At 40.7% G+C, this 15,669-nt stretch carries 14 protein-coding genes and 1 rRNA gene; 7 read left to right on the top strand and 8 right to left on the bottom strand.

Annotation, left to right across the window (positions count from 1 at the left end):
- Nucleotides 1-86 precede the first annotated feature (86 nt).
- On the bottom strand, nucleotides 87-992 hold the full coding sequence (locus WH223_RS02010) for a S66 peptidase family protein (RefSeq protein ID WP_340045853.1): 906 nt from the start codon (nucleotides 990-992) through the stop codon (nucleotides 87-89).
- Between the two features lie 97 nt (nucleotides 993-1,089).
- On the opposite strand from WH223_RS02010, the gene metG reads away from it, so the two are divergent.
- The 3 genes from metG to WH223_RS01995 all read left to right on the top strand — a co-directional run bounded on the left by metG (nucleotide 1,090) and on the right by WH223_RS01995 (nucleotide 4,111).
- A complete protein-coding gene (metG, locus tag WH223_RS02005) occupies nucleotides 1,090-3,159 on the top strand; it encodes a methionine--tRNA ligase (RefSeq protein WP_340045852.1) in 2,070 nt (689 codons plus the stop codon).
- A gap of 196 nt (nucleotides 3,160-3,355) precedes the next feature.
- Nucleotides 3,356-3,676 carry a type II toxin-antitoxin system RelE/ParE family toxin gene (locus tag WH223_RS02000; RefSeq protein WP_340045851.1) on the top strand — a complete coding sequence of 107 codons (321 nt, stop codon included), beginning with the start codon at nucleotides 3,356-3,358 and terminating at the stop codon, nucleotides 3,674-3,676.
- Between the two features lie 87 nt (nucleotides 3,677-3,763).
- Nucleotides 3,764-4,111, top strand: a complete 348-nt coding sequence (locus tag WH223_RS01995) for a helix-turn-helix domain-containing protein (protein ID WP_340045850.1) — start codon at nucleotides 3,764-3,766, stop codon at nucleotides 4,109-4,111.
- A 99-nt stretch (nucleotides 4,112-4,210) separates the two neighbouring features.
- Here WH223_RS01995 and folP read toward each other — a convergent pair whose 3' ends face one another.
- From folP to WH223_RS01975, 4 genes are all read right to left on the bottom strand, one after another.
- A complete protein-coding gene (gene folP, locus WH223_RS01990; RefSeq protein WP_340046039.1) occupies nucleotides 4,211-5,050 on the bottom strand; it encodes a dihydropteroate synthase in 840 nt (279 codons plus the stop codon).
- 126 nt (nucleotides 5,051-5,176) lie between these two features.
- Nucleotides 5,177-5,653 (bottom strand): DUF4920 domain-containing protein, encoded by a 477-nt coding sequence (locus tag WH223_RS01985; RefSeq protein WP_340045849.1) that lies wholly within the window; start codon nucleotides 5,651-5,653, stop codon nucleotides 5,177-5,179.
- Between the two features lie 6 nt (nucleotides 5,654-5,659).
- Nucleotides 5,660-6,238 carry an L-threonylcarbamoyladenylate synthase gene (locus tag WH223_RS01980; protein WP_340045848.1) on the bottom strand — a complete coding sequence of 193 codons (579 nt, stop codon included), beginning with the start codon at nucleotides 6,236-6,238 and terminating at the stop codon, nucleotides 5,660-5,662.
- A 6-nt stretch (nucleotides 6,239-6,244) separates the two neighbouring features.
- Entirely contained in the window at nucleotides 6,245-7,066 is an 822-nt protein-coding gene (locus WH223_RS01975; RefSeq protein WP_340045847.1) for a 2,3,4,5-tetrahydropyridine-2,6-dicarboxylate N-succinyltransferase, read from the bottom strand.
- A 108-nt stretch (nucleotides 7,067-7,174) separates the two neighbouring features.
- On the opposite strand from WH223_RS01975, the gene WH223_RS01970 reads away from it, so the two are divergent.
- Nucleotides 7,175-7,588: an RNA-binding S4 domain-containing protein gene (locus WH223_RS01970; protein WP_340045846.1), complete on the top strand. Its 414-nt coding sequence runs from the start codon at nucleotides 7,175-7,177 to the stop codon at nucleotides 7,586-7,588.
- A 47-nt stretch (nucleotides 7,589-7,635) separates the two neighbouring features.
- On the opposite strand, the gene mtgA is transcribed toward WH223_RS01970, so the two are convergent.
- Entirely contained in the window at nucleotides 7,636-8,373 is a 738-nt protein-coding gene (mtgA, locus tag WH223_RS01965; protein WP_340045845.1) for a monofunctional biosynthetic peptidoglycan transglycosylase, read from the bottom strand.
- 113 nt (nucleotides 8,374-8,486) lie between these two features.
- Between mtgA and WH223_RS01960 the strand changes: the two genes are divergently transcribed.
- A complete protein-coding gene (locus WH223_RS01960) occupies nucleotides 8,487-9,482 on the top strand; it encodes a hypothetical protein (RefSeq protein ID WP_340045844.1) in 996 nt (331 codons plus the stop codon).
- Between the two features lie 38 nt (nucleotides 9,483-9,520).
- Here WH223_RS01960 and lat read toward each other — a convergent pair whose 3' ends face one another.
- Both lat and amaB read right to left on the bottom strand, forming a co-directional pair.
- Nucleotides 9,521-10,807: an L-lysine 6-transaminase gene (gene lat / locus WH223_RS01955; protein WP_340045842.1), complete on the bottom strand. Its 1,287-nt coding sequence runs from the start codon at nucleotides 10,805-10,807 to the stop codon at nucleotides 9,521-9,523.
- Nucleotides 10,808-10,811: 4 nt separating this feature from the next.
- Complete coding sequence (amaB, locus tag WH223_RS01950; protein WP_340045841.1) at nucleotides 10,812-12,341, bottom strand: L-piperidine-6-carboxylate dehydrogenase; 1,530 nt, start codon at nucleotides 12,339-12,341, stop codon at nucleotides 10,812-10,814.
- A 115-nt stretch (nucleotides 12,342-12,456) separates the two neighbouring features.
- Here amaB and WH223_RS01945 point away from each other — a divergent pair, with 115 nt between their 5' ends.
- Nucleotides 12,457-13,623, top strand: a complete 1,167-nt coding sequence (locus WH223_RS01945; protein WP_340045840.1) for an acyl-CoA dehydrogenase family protein — start codon at nucleotides 12,457-12,459, stop codon at nucleotides 13,621-13,623.
- 1,508 nt (nucleotides 13,624-15,131) lie between these two features.
- Nucleotides 15,132-15,669: ribosomal RNA gene (locus WH223_RS01940) — 16S ribosomal RNA — on the top strand; the annotation flags it as partial.

Raw genomic sequence — 15,669 nt, 5'->3', positions numbered from 1 at the left:
ACCTTATAAAATTTTATAAAACCAATAGTTTTACCGCTTCGCGGGAATCATTGCAAATATTAAAATCGAAAAAACCGAATTTTCAACTAGTCAGTTATGTATTTCACTGAAGTTTCTTCGTTTTTTACTGAAAGCTCGATTTTGGCGCCCATCACCAAAGTATGGTTATTATCGATATGTCCAGCAGGATAACCAAAAGCAACAGGGTAGTTAAATTCTTGTACCTTATCTAGGATAATTTCTTCGAAGCGCTGACCAAAAGGAGGCTCGCTATCTTTTAGCGATGTGAAGCCACCAACGATTAAGCCGGCCAGCTTATCTAGTTTTTGTGCACGCTTTAAGGTCCATAGCATCCGATCAATATTATAAAATGACTCGCCTACATCCTCGATGAAAAGAACTTTTCCATCATAACTACCATCAGAAGGAGAACTCAAGATACTTTGTAATATCGCCAAATTACCCCCAATAAGCTCACCTGTTCCATCTCCCGAACGGTTAGGAAAGTCGGTTTGCTCATAGCTATAGTCCATCTTACCGCCGAAGAGTGCGCGATGTAGAGATTCCAAAGCTTCCTTCGAAGAGTCGTCAAAAGACTTAGGCATCTGCCCGTGTAATGTAGCAACCCCCAGTTGGTTGTGAATATGGCTATGCAAAACCGTGATGTCACTAAAGCCAATCAGCCATTTCGGATTTTTAGCGAATGTGCTGAAGTCAAGATGGTCGATAATGCGGACGGTGCCGTAACCACCACGAGCAGCAAATACAGCTTTAATTTCCGGATTGTCGAGTGCCTTTTGTAAATCCTGCGTGCGCAGTGCATCGGTACCTCCAAACTGGTGAAATTGACTACTTACTGTTGCGCCCACTTCAACCACTAAACCCCAATCTTTTAATATGGTGAGGGCTAGGTCGATGTTCCCTTTTATATAGCTCGCTGGACAGACAATGGCTACTTTATCGCCTTTCTTAAGAAATTCAGGTATTTTCATGCTACTCGCTTATTTTAATCGCAAATTGAGTTATCTTTGTCAAAGAAACAAGACTTTTGTTTCTTTTTTTAGTCGTATTACTTAAAATTCATATACCTTGAGTATTTTATCTAAAAATCGCTATACGCTTACCTCAGCCTTGCCTTACGCTAACGGTCCATTACATATCGGGCACTTAGCAGGCGCTTATATTCCTGGCGATATCTTTGCGCGATTCTTGCGCTTAAACAATAAGGATGTTGTTTATGTATGTGGTTCCGATGAACATGGAGCTGCCATCACTATAAAAGCAAAAAAAGAGGGGGTTACTCCTCAACAGATTATCGATAAGTATAATAAACAAATTAAAGAAAGCTTTGAAGATTTCGGTATTCAGTTTGATATATATCACCGTACTTCAGAGAAAATTCACCACGAATTGTCGCAAGAGTTCTTCCTTAATCTCTATGAAAAAGGAGAGTTTATTGAGAAGTTTTCCGAGCAATACTATGATGAAGACTTTCATCAGTTTTTAGCCGATCGTTATATTGTAGGTACATGCCCGCATTGTCATAACGAAGGTGCTTACGGTGACCAGTGTGAGAAATGTGGTACTTCTTTAAATCCTACGGATTTAATAAACCCTAAATCTACATTGAGTGGCAAAACGCCTGTGTTGAAAGAAACGAAACACTGGTATTTACCTTTGGATAAATACCAACCATGGTTAGAGAAATGGCTAATTGAAGGCAAGAAAGATATCTTGAAATCTAATGTTTTCGGCCAATGTCAATCTTGGTTAAAATCAGGATTGCAACCACGTTCAATGACCCGCGATTTAGACTGGGGAGTTGATGTGCCTTTGGAAGAAGCAGCAGGCAAGAAATTGTATGTATGGTTAGATGCACCTATTGGTTATATCTCGGCTACAAAGCAATGGGCAATCGATAATAATAAAAACTGGGAACATTACTGGAAGAAGCAAAGCAATGAAGCTGATGATTCTACCTTAATCCATTTTATTGGAAAAGATAATATCGTATTCCACTGTATTATTTTCCCAGCAATCTTACATGCACACGGAGAATATATCCTTCCAGAAAACGTACCAGCCAACGAATTCTTGAACTTAGAAGGCGATAAATTATCGACTTCACGTAACCATGCTGTTTGGTTACACGAGTATTTGGAGGAGTTCCCTGGTAAGCAAGATGAGTTGCGTTATGTGTTGACGTCTATTTTGCCTGAAACTTCTGATAGTGAGTTCACATGGAAAGACTTTCAAGCACGTGTAAACAATGAGCTTGTGGCTATCCTAGGTAACTTTGTAAATCGTGTGATGGTATTGTCACATAAATACTTCGATGGTGCCTTAAGTATCGGTTCTCCGTTGAATGCACAAGATGAGCAAACATTAAACGAATTGAAATCTTTCCCTACGGAAATTACAAACTCTATTAGTCAGTACCGTTTCCGTGAGGCTTTAGGGCATTTTATGAATGCGGCACGCTTGGGTAATAAATACCTAGCAGATGAAGAGCCTTGGAAAGTATACAAAGAAGATCCTGAGCGTGTAAAAACAGTATTGTATGTTGCTACACAAATCGTGGCTAACTTAGCTGTTTTAGCACAACCGTTTTTACCTAAAACATCCGACAAGTTATTCAATATGTTGAATATTGATAAACAAGGATGGGATAAAGTTGGCGCTGCAGATATTCTTCCTGTAGGACATATATTGGGTGAAGCTTCCTTGTTGTTTGAAAAAATAACAGATGAGCAAGTCGAATTCCAATTGCAGAAATTAGCCGATGCTAAAGCACGTAATGCACAAGCATTAGCAACAGCCGAGCCTGCGAAACCAAATATCAGCTATGACGACTTCTTGAAAATGGATATCCGCGTAGGAACAATTTTGGAAGCAGAGAAAGTAGCGAAAACAAAGAAATTGTTGAAGCTTAAAATCGATACTGGTATTGATCAGCGTACAGTAGTTTCTGGTATCGCAGAATATTTCGCTCCAGAAGATATTGTAGGTAAACAAGTATCTATTCTAGTAAACTTAGAGCCGCGCGAAATTAAAGGAATCACCTCGCAAGGGATGATCTTGATGGCAGAGGATGCTGATGGCCGTTTAGATTTTGTAAGTCCGCCAACAGCTATCAAACCCGGAAGTAGCGTTCGTTAATCGCATTCTTTAATCTTGAAGATTAATTAAATCTCAGGATATAAATACTACAAGGCCCCTAAATGTTTTTATACTTTAGGGGCCTTTTGTCATAATATTTTGCCCTATCATCTAAAACATCAATAATTCTTGTTTTTGAAATGTTTCTAAATATGGAAACATTTTGTGTATATTTAATTTATTAAATCAATACAGGATGGGTAAGTATGATTTAGAAGTAACAAACGAAGTGTTGGTATTTATTAGAGGATTTGATGAAATTACACAAGACAAGATTCTGAAAACGTTTGATAAAATCGTATTAGGATATTTTGGGAATCATTACAGTAAAATGCCGGGAACAGATCTTTATGAATGCAGAGTAGGAACACGAGATTTTTGGTTAAGATTTCTGACGAGGCATGAAAAAAGACATGACGGCACAATAGTGATTGTACTACACGGCTTTAAGAAGAAAACGAATAAGATTCCTCAGAAGGAAATAGATAAAGCAAATAATATATATAATAGACGGTAATCTCTGTAAAGGGATTAATAAATAAGGTAAGTATAGCTTTTACCCTACTTTATACTTCGTAGGTTCATCGAAATTAACTAGATTAAAATGAAAAAAGTTAAAGGGAAACAAGGTAGTGTTACTAATTTAACTAGCCTAGCATCACTTAAAAATGAATTAATAGGTTCAATAGGAACTGAAAGAAGAGATAGATATGAAAATGAACTTAAAATTGAAGTTCTTCAAGAATTGATGCGTGAGATTAGAAAGAAAAGAAAATTATCACAAGAAGAGCTGGGAAATATTGTAGGGGTTAAGAGAGCACAGATTAGTAAAATTGAGTCCGGTTATAGTAATATATCCTTGAATACGATAGCAAAAATTTTTGCAGCCTTAGACGCTAAAATCAAAATTAGTGTTGAATTGGAAGAGGGGAATAAATTTGAATTATTATAAGATCCGTATTATTCAGTTACACAGTTCTTTATTAACTTGATATATAAAAGCAGTAGTCTCGACTACTGCTTTTTTGTTATTGTAGGATGTGCGATAAAACTAAAACAAAAGATCTACCAATTGCTGTGCTTCTTTCACATCGTGAACACGTAATATCTGTACCCCTTTGCTTAACAAAAGTGTGTTTAGAGCAACAGTGCCTAACAAAGATTCTTGAGGGCTTATGTTCAGTTTCTTATAAATCATAGATTTACGCGATAGACCACCTAAGATTGGTAAGCCTAAATAATGAAGCTCATCAATACGGTGGAGAAGCTCGTAGTTCTGTTCTATATTCTTGGCGAAGCCAAAACCAGGGTCTATAATAATGTCACGCACACCAAGTTCGCGTAGCTTCGAAACTTTATCCGCTAAGAAGTAAGCTACATCATGTATAATATCTTCATAGTCGGTCAGTTGCTGCATGGTATCAGGTGTGCCTCGCATATGCATAAGAATATAGGGCACTTGCAGACGAGCAACCGTAGTAAACATATTTTCATCCATGGTACCGCCGGAGATATCGTTAATGATATGTGCTCCTGCTTCAATGGCTGCTTCAGCCACTTCTGCACGGAAAGTATCAATCGATAAAATAGTGCTGGGAAAGTGTTGTCTTAATATTTTAATTGCTGGAATAGCACGGTCAAGCTCTTCCGAAACACTAATCTCTGCTGCTCCGGGACGCGATGAGTAGGCACCAATATCGATTAAGGAAGCACCTTCGTCAACAAGCTGCTTAGCCTTTGCTAAGGCTAAATCGATAGATTGATGTTGACCGCCATCAAAAAAAGAGTCCGGAGTGACATTAAGAATACCCATAATTAGCGGTTTCTCAAATGTCAATAAAGTACCACCAGCGTTGATGCTCTGGGTGGGGTAGGTGCTTAAGCTTTTCATCAAAGCGAAGATACTAAAACTTGAATATAAAAGCCGAAGGTTACTAGTTGTAGGGAGACCGTAAGAAACAAAAAAGCTGCACATTGAAAATGTACAGCTTAATATTTTTACCCCGTTAAGGAGGATTTATTTGATGACATAAACACCATCAGCAACAATGCTAATTTCTGTTTTTGGCTTTGTGATTTTAGCAATCTCTTCTTTAGAAGCACCTTTATCCTCCGCGTAGTGTTTTAACCACTCTACAGAAGTCTCTTTCACTTTAGCACGTCCTTCGATAGCCACTTTTTTACCGATTAAATCTTCCGGTACAAAGTAAGCATAGTCCGTAAAACGAACTAATATAGGATCACCATTGTCACTCTTTAGCGTTAAGAAACATCCTTTCTTTTTACAGACTTCAACGACTTCTCCTTCAATTTTTCCGGTATAGTTTTCTGATTTCTTTAAATTATCAGCCAACTTATTTAAGGAAATAGCATTTTTGGCGTCTATTTTCTTACCATATTGAACACCAGCTTTAGCAGGCTCAATTTTTTGTTGTGCATGACTTACTTGAAAGGCCACAAGACCACAAAGTAACAGTTGAACAATTTTTTTCATCTTTATCTATTTACGTAAAAATTCAAATTTACCACTCGGGTCAAGTTTCATCACTGTCGATGAAATACCATCACCTTTAGCATCTTGTTGGTATGCTACTACATAATCTACCCCATCAATAATATGCTCCGAAATATCAGCGAAGCTTTTAGGTGACGGCTCTCCACTAATATTAGCAGAGGTGGAAATAATAGGTTTTTTAAACCTTTGTAGCAGATGCTCACAAAAAGGATGCTTAACCACACGAATACCAATGCTACCATCTTCTGCAGGAACATTCGCTGCTAAGTTTTTAGCATTAGAATATACAATCGTCAATGGGCGTTCGTTATACTCCATGAGGCTATAAGCCACTTCGGGAATATCGTTAACATAGCTCGCTAGTTGATTGTCATTATGTAAAAGAACAATCATACTCTTTTGCTTGTCACGACCCTTCAGTGCGAAAATCTTCTCAACAGCTTCCGCATTTGTCGCGTCACAACCAATACCCCAAATGGTATCCGTAGGATACAAAATTAGCCCGCCATTTTTCAGTGTTTCGAGGGCTTTGTTTAAGTCGTCTCTATCGAAAGGTTGGTACATCTGCAATTATACTGCTACGTTATGATCACGCAAAGCATCATTCAACGACGTTTTCTTGTCTGTAGACTCTTTACGCTGACCAATGATTAATGCACAAGGTACTTGGAAATCTCCCGCAGGGAATTTCTTTGTATATGAACCCGGGATTACAACAGAACGCGCAGGTACATAACCTTTATATTCTACAGGTGTGTCACCCGATACATCAATAATTTTAGTCGATGCTGTCAATACAACGTTAGCACCCAATACAGCTTCTGCTTCTACGCGAATACCTTCAACAACGATTACACGAGAACCTACGAAAACATTGTCTTCAATGATAACTGGTGCTGCTTGAACAGGCTCCAATACACCACCGATACCAACACCACCACTCAGGTGAACGTTTTTACCAATTTGTGCACACGAACCAACCGTTGCCCACGTGTCAACCATAGTACCTTCACCTACATAAGCACCAATGTTTACGTAAGAAGGCATCATGATAACACCCTTAGATAAGAAAGCTCCGTAGCGTGCTGAAGCACCAGGTACTACACGAACACCAATTTGCTTGTAGTTCGTTTTCAACTTCATCTTGTCATGGTAAACAAAAGGACCATTGTCGATTTCTTTCATGTCACAGATTGGGAAGTATAAGATAACAGCTTTCTTAATCCAATCGTTTACATGCCAACGTGTACCAATAGGTTCAGCAACGCGAAGCTCGCCTTCATCCAATTTTTGGATAATCGTGCGAATAGCCTCTGTATACTCTTTAAACTCTAATAAGTTTCTATCTTCCCAAGCGTCTTCTATGAATTTCTGAAGTTTTTGAATTTCCATGTATGATTATAATGTTTGTATTTGTACTTATCTTACAAATATTGCAAATTTTTAGGAATTGAAGGCCAAACAGTATTCAAAATTAGGTCATTTAAAGTACTTTTGTGTATGGCAGCAGAAACAGAAAAATTAAGAATCGATAAATACCTCTGGGCTATCCGCATTTTTAAAACGAGAAGTTTAGCAACAGAAGCCTGCAAGGCGGGACGAGTGAAATTAAAAGGACAAAATATTAAGGCTTCCTATGTTGTGAAAGTAGGAGAGGTCTATCAGATCCAAAAAGGACCTGATCGTAAAATTATTGAAGTAACAGGCCTCTTAGAGCGTCGTGTAGATGCCAAAACCGCCGTACAGTTTTATATTGATCAAACGCCTGAAGAAGAAACACATGCCTTCAAGTCGGTATTTCATGCTCCAGTGTTAAAAAGAGATCGTGGTACTGGTCGCCCAACAAAAAGAGATCGTCGAGAGATTGACGAGTTGCAAGCAGATTGGTCCGATGAAGAGAAATTTGAAAATTAAGCTAATTATAGCAGCATAAAAAAGGACAGCCGAGCTGTCCTTTTTCTTTATTCTGGAATCCGATAATAATTCATGTAACGAACAATATTGTTAGCCCTACTATTTACGTAGGTTGAAGGTCGGCGTGCATCCCATTTTTGTGGGCTCGGCAGAATGGCAATAATCAGTGCAGCCTCTTTCTTGCTTAGGCTCTTGGCCGATTTATGGTAATAATATTGAGAAGCAGCTTCAGCACCATAGACACCTTGCCCCATTTCAATCACATTGAGGTAAATCTCCAAAATACGCTTCTTACTCCAAAAAAGCTCAATCAATACGGTGAAGTAAGATTCCAAACCTTTACGAACCCATGAGCGACCAGGCCACAAAAATACATTCTTCGCCACCTGCTGGCTGATGGTACTCCCGCCACGCAATTTTTTACCGTCTTGGTTTTTCTTAAAAGCCTCCATGATCGCCTTGGTGTCAAACCCATTATGGTCTAAAAAAGTAGCATCTTCTCCACCAATAGCGGCACGCTTCAAATTGTCTGAAAGCTCATCGTAGTTTAGCCACGACTTTTCAATCTTCCATTCCTTGCCGTCCGTTTTACGCTCAAAAGCACGAAGCAGCTGTAAGTAGGTAACCGGAGGGTTCATCACCTTTAATAGCAACACCCAAAAGAGGGTGAATCCAAAAAAAATAAAAACAATACGGGCTATCCAGATGCCCACTTTACGTTTCCAGCTCGCTGGAGTATTCTTCTTTTTTCTATTTTTAGTTGTTGCTGCGCGTTGAATAGCCATTATTTTACGTTTGACAGTGCAAATCTATAGGAAATTTATATAAAAGCTAGAACAATCTTTATTGACATTAGTCATACATGAATATCTGTGAAAAGAAATACCTTTGCAGCTATATGGCAGTGAAACTTTATAACCCATTTTTAGATTTTAAATTCGACAAGAAAAGCTGTTTCTTGACAGGCAGTCCTTTGGTTTCTTCCGATGAGCAGATTCAGGTTTTTCCTGTTTGGATGATGCGCTCCTTCGATCTTGAAGATAAGCCTTTTAAAATGTTGGATGAAAATATTGTTACCTACAAAAGTTTGCAGCTACCCTGCTCCATAGAAGCAGCAACTGCCCTTGGCAAAGTGGAAGAACAAGTGGAGGCTGCTATGGCGCAAGGTTTTGATGGCGTAACGGCGCTATCGCAAGAAGTGCTTTTCCAGTGGGTAGCCAAAATCTTGTACGGCGTTGTGTTCAACGAAATTCAAGCAGGCGTACGCCAAGCCGTGCTAACTGGTGAAGACATCAACTTCTCCCAAGCATTAGTGCAGAAATTTCGTAACCTCCACGCGATGTTGCAGTCTGTCATATTGCCGATGGAGTTTGAACATAAAAATCCGTTTACCGTACTTATCCTACCTGTAGAAAATCCAGAAGAAACGTTCAACTATAGAGATGAAATCAATACGTTGGTATTCTCCCTACGCATGAAAGACTTCGCCTTGATTGCTACATTACAAGATAATGGTACACATGCGATTTACCATGAAGATATTTTGAGTAAAGTAGAAGGCAAGCGTTTGCATCCTATTCAGTTTGAGGAAATATGTGCCCGTTACTTCTATTCGGCCTACCTTTTTAATCGTTTGCCAGAATATACATTCATGGAAACACCACAAAAAGTATATGTAGACCCGATGCCACTAAACGATTGGACGCTAAAACCAATCTTTGACAACTGGCAAGCAAAAACTTATGGGCAGGTTCTAGAAAACTTCTGGAAGCCTTGGGGCTATACTCTCTTTGAGATCATTAAAGATCCTGAAAATCCGATGACTTTTATCCTCGATGAAGAAGGTAATTTTAGAGAAGAAAATCAACTGCCGCTAGCTGGCAATATCGTATAAAAGAAAAGGGAGCTAAACGCAAAGCTCCCTTTTTCCATTTACAAAGATTGTTTAACAATCGAAAGCGCTTTATCAATATCGGCAATGGTAGCCGTTAAATGCGGACGGAAGCGAATACTTTTTTCGCCACAGCCCAAGATGAGTAACTTATCCTTAAAGGCACGGTCAACAAAAAGATCCCGCTGCTCACTATTTTCAAAATCAAAAGATACCATAAGGCCTAGCCCTCGTGCATTGCTAAGTTGCGGTTTAGCATGAACCAAAGCTTTCACTTGATCCAATAGATACTTACCGGTTTTCTCCGCTTTGTCTACTAATTTTTCCTGCTCAATAACCTCAAGAATCAGTTTGAAGCGAAGCATATCAATAAAATTACCGCCAAACGTAGAGTTGATACGGCTCGACTCTTTAAAAACATGATGCTCCACCTGATCCAGTTTCTTACGGTTTGCTAAAATACCGCATACCTGCGATTTTTTGCCAAAGGCGATAACATCAGGAACAATATCGTAATGCTGATAAGCCCACATCTTGCCCGTCATCGCCAGTCCTGTTTGTACCTCGTCCAATATCAATAAGATCTCATGATCATCACATAGCTGGCGCAATTTCTTGAAAAATTCCTTCCGGAAATGATTGTCGCCACCCTCCGCTTGTATAGGCTCGATAATAAGGCAAGCTACCTGATTCGGATTTTTATGTAAAGCATCTTCAATTTGGCGAATAGCCTCTTTCTCTAGCTCAATAGTTTCGTTAATCGAATCTTCCGTCAATGGAAAAGTAAGCTTCGGATTAAGAATCCTTGGCCAATCAAATTTCGGAAAGTACATATATTTACGAGGATCCTTCGTATTGGTCAGCGAAAGCGTATAGCCAGAGCGACCATGAAAAGCCTGCTTGAAGTGGATGACTTGCGAAGCTTCCTCCTGTATTCCACGTGAAATATTCAAGCGCGTACGCCAGTCGAAAGCAACTTTCAATGCATTCTCAACTGCCAGCGTGCCACCAGAGATAAAAAAGCAGTAGGATAGCTCTTCAGGAATAGCCACACGAGCAAACGTATTCACCACATCCGCATATTGAAAAGGGTAGGTATCCGACATCGCAGGCTTATTAATAGCCATCTTTCCGAGAAAGTCTTTTTGTGCCACTACGTGAGGATGGTTATAGCCAATGGGTGAGGAGGCGAACATACTGAACATATCCAGATACTCGTCGCCATTCTGGTCCTTAAGATAAGAACCATGTGAATTTTCTAAATCAACCTCAATAGGGAAACCATCCGCTAAAATATATTTCGATAATTCTTTGTGTAATGTTCTCATATCCTTAAAAATCAAATTTAATACCCTGTGCTAGCGGTAAGCTATCACTATAGTTGATTGTATTCGTTTGACGGCGCATGTAAGCCTTCCAAGCATCAGAGCCCGATTCACGTCCGCCACCTGTTTCCTTCTCACCACCAAAGGCACCACCGATTTCAGCACCCGAAGTACCAATATTTACATTAGCGATACCACAGTCCGAACCATTATGGCTCAAGAAATGCTCCGCCTCCCGTAGACTATCCGTCATGATGGAGGACGACAAACCTTGCGCAACACTATTCTGCAAGTGAATAGCTTCATCCAAGTCGCCAGCATATTTAATTAAGTAAAGAATAGGCGCAAAAGTTTCCGTCTGTACAATCGCATAGTGGTTTTCCACTTCCGCAATAACAGGCTGTACATAGCAACCACTCTCGTAGCCCGCGCCAGAAAGAACGCCACCAGCAACCAAAAGATGCCCACCTTCGGCTTTGATTTTAGCAATAGCCTGTACATAGCTTTCTACAGCATCTTTATCAATCAAAGGACCCATATGATGTTTAGCATCCAGCGGATCACCAATCTTAATTTGCTTGTAAGCCTCCACAAGTGATTGCTTAACCTGCTCGTATACTTTTTCGTGGATGATTAGGCGTCGCGTACTTGTACAGCGTTGGCCAGCCGTACCCACAGCGCCAAAGACAGCACCGATAATAGTCATCTTCAAATCCGCCTTTTCTGTAATAATAATAGCATTGTTACCACCCAATTCCAATAACGAACGACCTAAACGTTGCGCCACTGTTACCGCCACCTCTTTACCCATACGCGTAGATCCCGTAGCCGATACCAAAGCAACACGTTTATCAGCAGCTAACCATTTACCCACTTCAGCACCACCCGTCACCAACGAGGAAATGCCTTCTGGTAAATTGTTTTCCTTCAAAACCTCCGCCAGTAAACGCTGGCAAGCAACAGCGCAAAGCGGAGTTTTCTCACTTCCCTTCCAAACAATGACATCTCCGCAGATTAACGCTAAAGCAGCATTCCACGACCAAACAGCCACCGGAAAGTTGAAAGCCGAGATAATACCAACAATGCCTATAGGATGGTACTGCTCATACATGCGATGAGAAGGACGCTCTGAATGTATCGTGAATCCATAAAGTTGGCGCGATTGCCCAACAGCAAAATCGCAGATATCAATCATCTCTTGCACCTCGCCCAAGCCTTCTTGATAGGATTTTCCCATTTCATAAGATACCAGCTTGCCCAATACTTCCTTCTGCGCACGAAGTTTGTCGCCCAATTGACGAACAATTTCACCGCGCTTAGGAGCAGGAATGGAGGCCCATATTTTTTTTGCTCCTTCCGCTGCGGTTAATACAGCTTCATAGTCTTTTTGTGTGGAGGAAACGACCTGTCCAATGACTTTGCCATCTACTGGAGAATAGGAAATTATGTGATCACCGTGGGCAAACCAAGTGCCACCCGTCGATGTCCCATCAACGAGCCCAGTAATGCCTAGCGTTTTTAATTCGTTATCAATCATAAGGTGGTTTATATTATTCTATTGTTCTGTGAATATAGTGAATAATATTCAAAACATTAAATTTTAAACGGTTAAATATTTTGTATATTTATAGGTATAACGAATAGCCTAGCCCATGAGACGTATAAATGCAGATTATTATCAATTAGATGAACTGTTAACCGATGAACATAAACTTATCAGAAATGCAGTCCGTGAATTTGTAACAACAGAAATCAAACCACACATTGAAACATATGCGCAGCAGCATAGCGAGATTCCCGATTTAATGCGCAAACTAGGAGCCGTTGGTGCGTTAGGAGCCTATATTCCCACACAGTATGGAGGAGCAGGGCTAGACCAAATTTCCTACGGATTAATTATGCAAGAGCTCGAAGCCGGAGATTCAGCCGTCCGTTCAGCAGCATCCGTGCAATCGTCCCTCGTTATGTACCCCATCTTTAGCTTCGGCTCCGAAGCACAAAAGCAAAAATTCTTACCCCGCTTGGCGACAGGCGAGCTTATTGGTGCTTTCGGACTCACAGAGCCCAACCATGGTTCCGATCCAGCAGCCATGGAAACACGACTGAAAAAAGAAGACGATGGTTACCGCCTGACAGGAGCGAAAATGTGGATAACCAATGCGCCTGTCTGCGATGTCGCTATTGTTTGGGCACGTGATGATGCTGGAAAAGTGCGTGGCGTACTCGTCGAAAAGGATACTGAAGGATTTACACGAATAGAAACAGGCAACAAATGGTCATTGCGTGCTTCCCGCACCGGAGAGCTCGTTTTTGATAACGTATATATAAAAAAAGAATCCATTCTGCCAGCCGTAGATAGTATGCGCGGACCATTATCATGCCTCAATTCTGCGCGCTATGGTATTTCTTGGGGCGCTATCGGTGCTGCGGTAGATTGCTATCAAACGGCAGTTCGCTATGCAATCGAGCGTGAGCAATTTGGTAAACCCATCGCATCGTTCCAGCTGCAACAAAAAAAGATGGCCGAAATGCTCACGGAAATTACCAAAGCACAGCTGCTATCGTGGCGCCTTGGCATATTAAAAAATGAAGGAAGAGCCACGCCGCAACAAATTTCCATGGCCAAGCGTAATAATGTACAGATGGCACTGCAAGTAGCACGAGAAGCACGACAGATGCTCGGCGCTATGGGCATTGTTGGCGATTATCCATTGATGCGCCACATGATGAACCTCGAATCCGTCATCACCTACGAAGGTACACACGACGTACACCTACTCATCACTGGGCAAGACATCACAGGCCTATCCGCATTCTAGAACATAAAAGATACATATAAAGAATAATAAGGGCGCTCCGTTAGGGGCGTTTTTAAATTACGCCCCTACGTCGGGCTTTCCGCACTCGCTTTTTATTTTGTGGTTCCCCTCGCGTATCGCTCGAGCCCCAAAACAAAAGAGCTCAAACAATCGCTCCAATCCCTAGCGCAATTAGTATTCAACAATCCCTCATCGTTATATAACAAAAGGAATACATATATAAGGAATACATATACTATATGCGCTAATGGCCGCTGTGTCACCCTGAGCTTGTCGAAGGGTTCCATAAGTATAAAAAGAAGGATAAGTTCAAAGCCGAAATGTGTTGCAAAACAGAACTGACTTGCTTTGCTAAGAAAAAGGCCTAGGCATCTGCTGCGTAAAATCGTAGTGCGGTAAATTCCGCAAGAACAAAACTTTGTCTGAGCGCAGCGAGTTCGTTTTGTTCCGGAATTTACAAGTGGAGATAGCAGCTTCTGCCAGCCTTGATTTTTGCCACCCTTTTCATCAAGAAAAAGTGTGAAGCCCTGTCCTGGCTAAGGGCACGTACTATAATTAAGCAAAAGACTCCAATCAGCGTTGCAAACGCTATGCTCTGGCATCCTCGTTTCAAACGAGGACGATAGACAGTGCAAGTAAACCGTTCTAACAGGATGCTTCGACAAGCTCAGCATGACAACTTGGGAAAGGGAGTGCAAAATAGATAAGTCTTGTAATTAAATGGAGAGATGTAAAACCTAGTATTCCTTATATATAGGAGTAAGCCTTTCTAAGACGGTATTTCGACTTGTCATCCTGAGCCTGTCGAAGGATAGCATGATAAATAGGGGAGGGGAGTATAAAATAAATAACCAGCAATTCAATCCAGCGGATTGACATCATTATAGCCAAGATATAAGAATCCATATAACAACCCCCGCGGGGTCGCATCCTATATAACAGCCCTAATTCTCTATCAAAACCGCCTATTTCCGACTCAAAAACGGACCCAAGGAAAGATTATCTAGTATCGTTATCAAGTACTTAAGGAAAACCCGTAATAAATAAGCTAAAAACATTTGGAAGTAGGGGTATAAAACTTCTATCTTTGCACCACTCCGCAAGGGAGGGACGATTGAAATAAAGGGTTAAAAACAAGGATAGCGGCATTATAAATGCGGTTTTTTCTAAATTTAACGAAAGAGGAGCTAGAAAAAATAAAGTAAAATTTATTTTGGAAAATCAAAAAGCTTTTCTACCTTTGCAGTCCCAACCGAAACGAAGGGCATACATCGCAAGGATGTATGAAACAAATAAGATTAAGTTTAACCTAGCGATAGGGAAAATATATAGCCAAAGCGCGACGCGGCGGCGAGAGAAGTTCTTTAAGAAAATGATCATGAAAACGTAACGAGTAGTTGGTTATACTAACGAAAGTTAACAAATAACCTAGTCAGTTCAAATTAGATATTAAAAAAAGACAATTCTAATTATTTTATAAATAGTTAGGTTTCTAACAATTCATTTTTACAATGGAGAGTTTGATCCTGGCTCAGGATGAACGCTAGCGGCAGGCCTAATACATGCAAGTCGAACGGGATCCAAGGTAAAGCTTGCTTTATTTTGGTGAGAGTGGCGCACGGGTGCGTAACGCGTGAGCAACCTACCCATATCAGGGGTATAGCCCGGCGAAAGTCGGATTAACACCGCATAACAATACGGAATCGCATGGTTTTGTATTTAAATATTTATAGGATATGGATGGGCTCGCGTGACATTAGCTAGTTGGTAAGGTAACGGCTTACCAAGGCTACGATGTCTAGGGGCTCTGAGAGGAGAATCCCCCACACTGGTACTGAGACACGGACCAGACTCCTACGGGAGGCAGCAGTAAGGAATATTGGTCAATGGACGGAAGTCTGAACCAGCCATGCCGCGTGCAGGATGACTGCCCTATGGGTTGTAAACTGCTTTTGTCGAGGAATAAACCTACTTACGTGTAAGTAGCTGAATGTACTCGAAGAATAAGGATCGGCTAACTCCGTGCCAGCAGCCGCGGTAATACGG

Source organism: Sphingobacterium sp. MYb382, from assembly GCF_037572665.1.
Taxonomy (GTDB): Bacteria; Bacteroidota; Bacteroidia; order Sphingobacteriales; family Sphingobacteriaceae; genus Sphingobacterium.
Note: the sequence above shows the minus strand (reverse complement) of the source record. Positions and strands in the feature narration are given on the sequence as shown.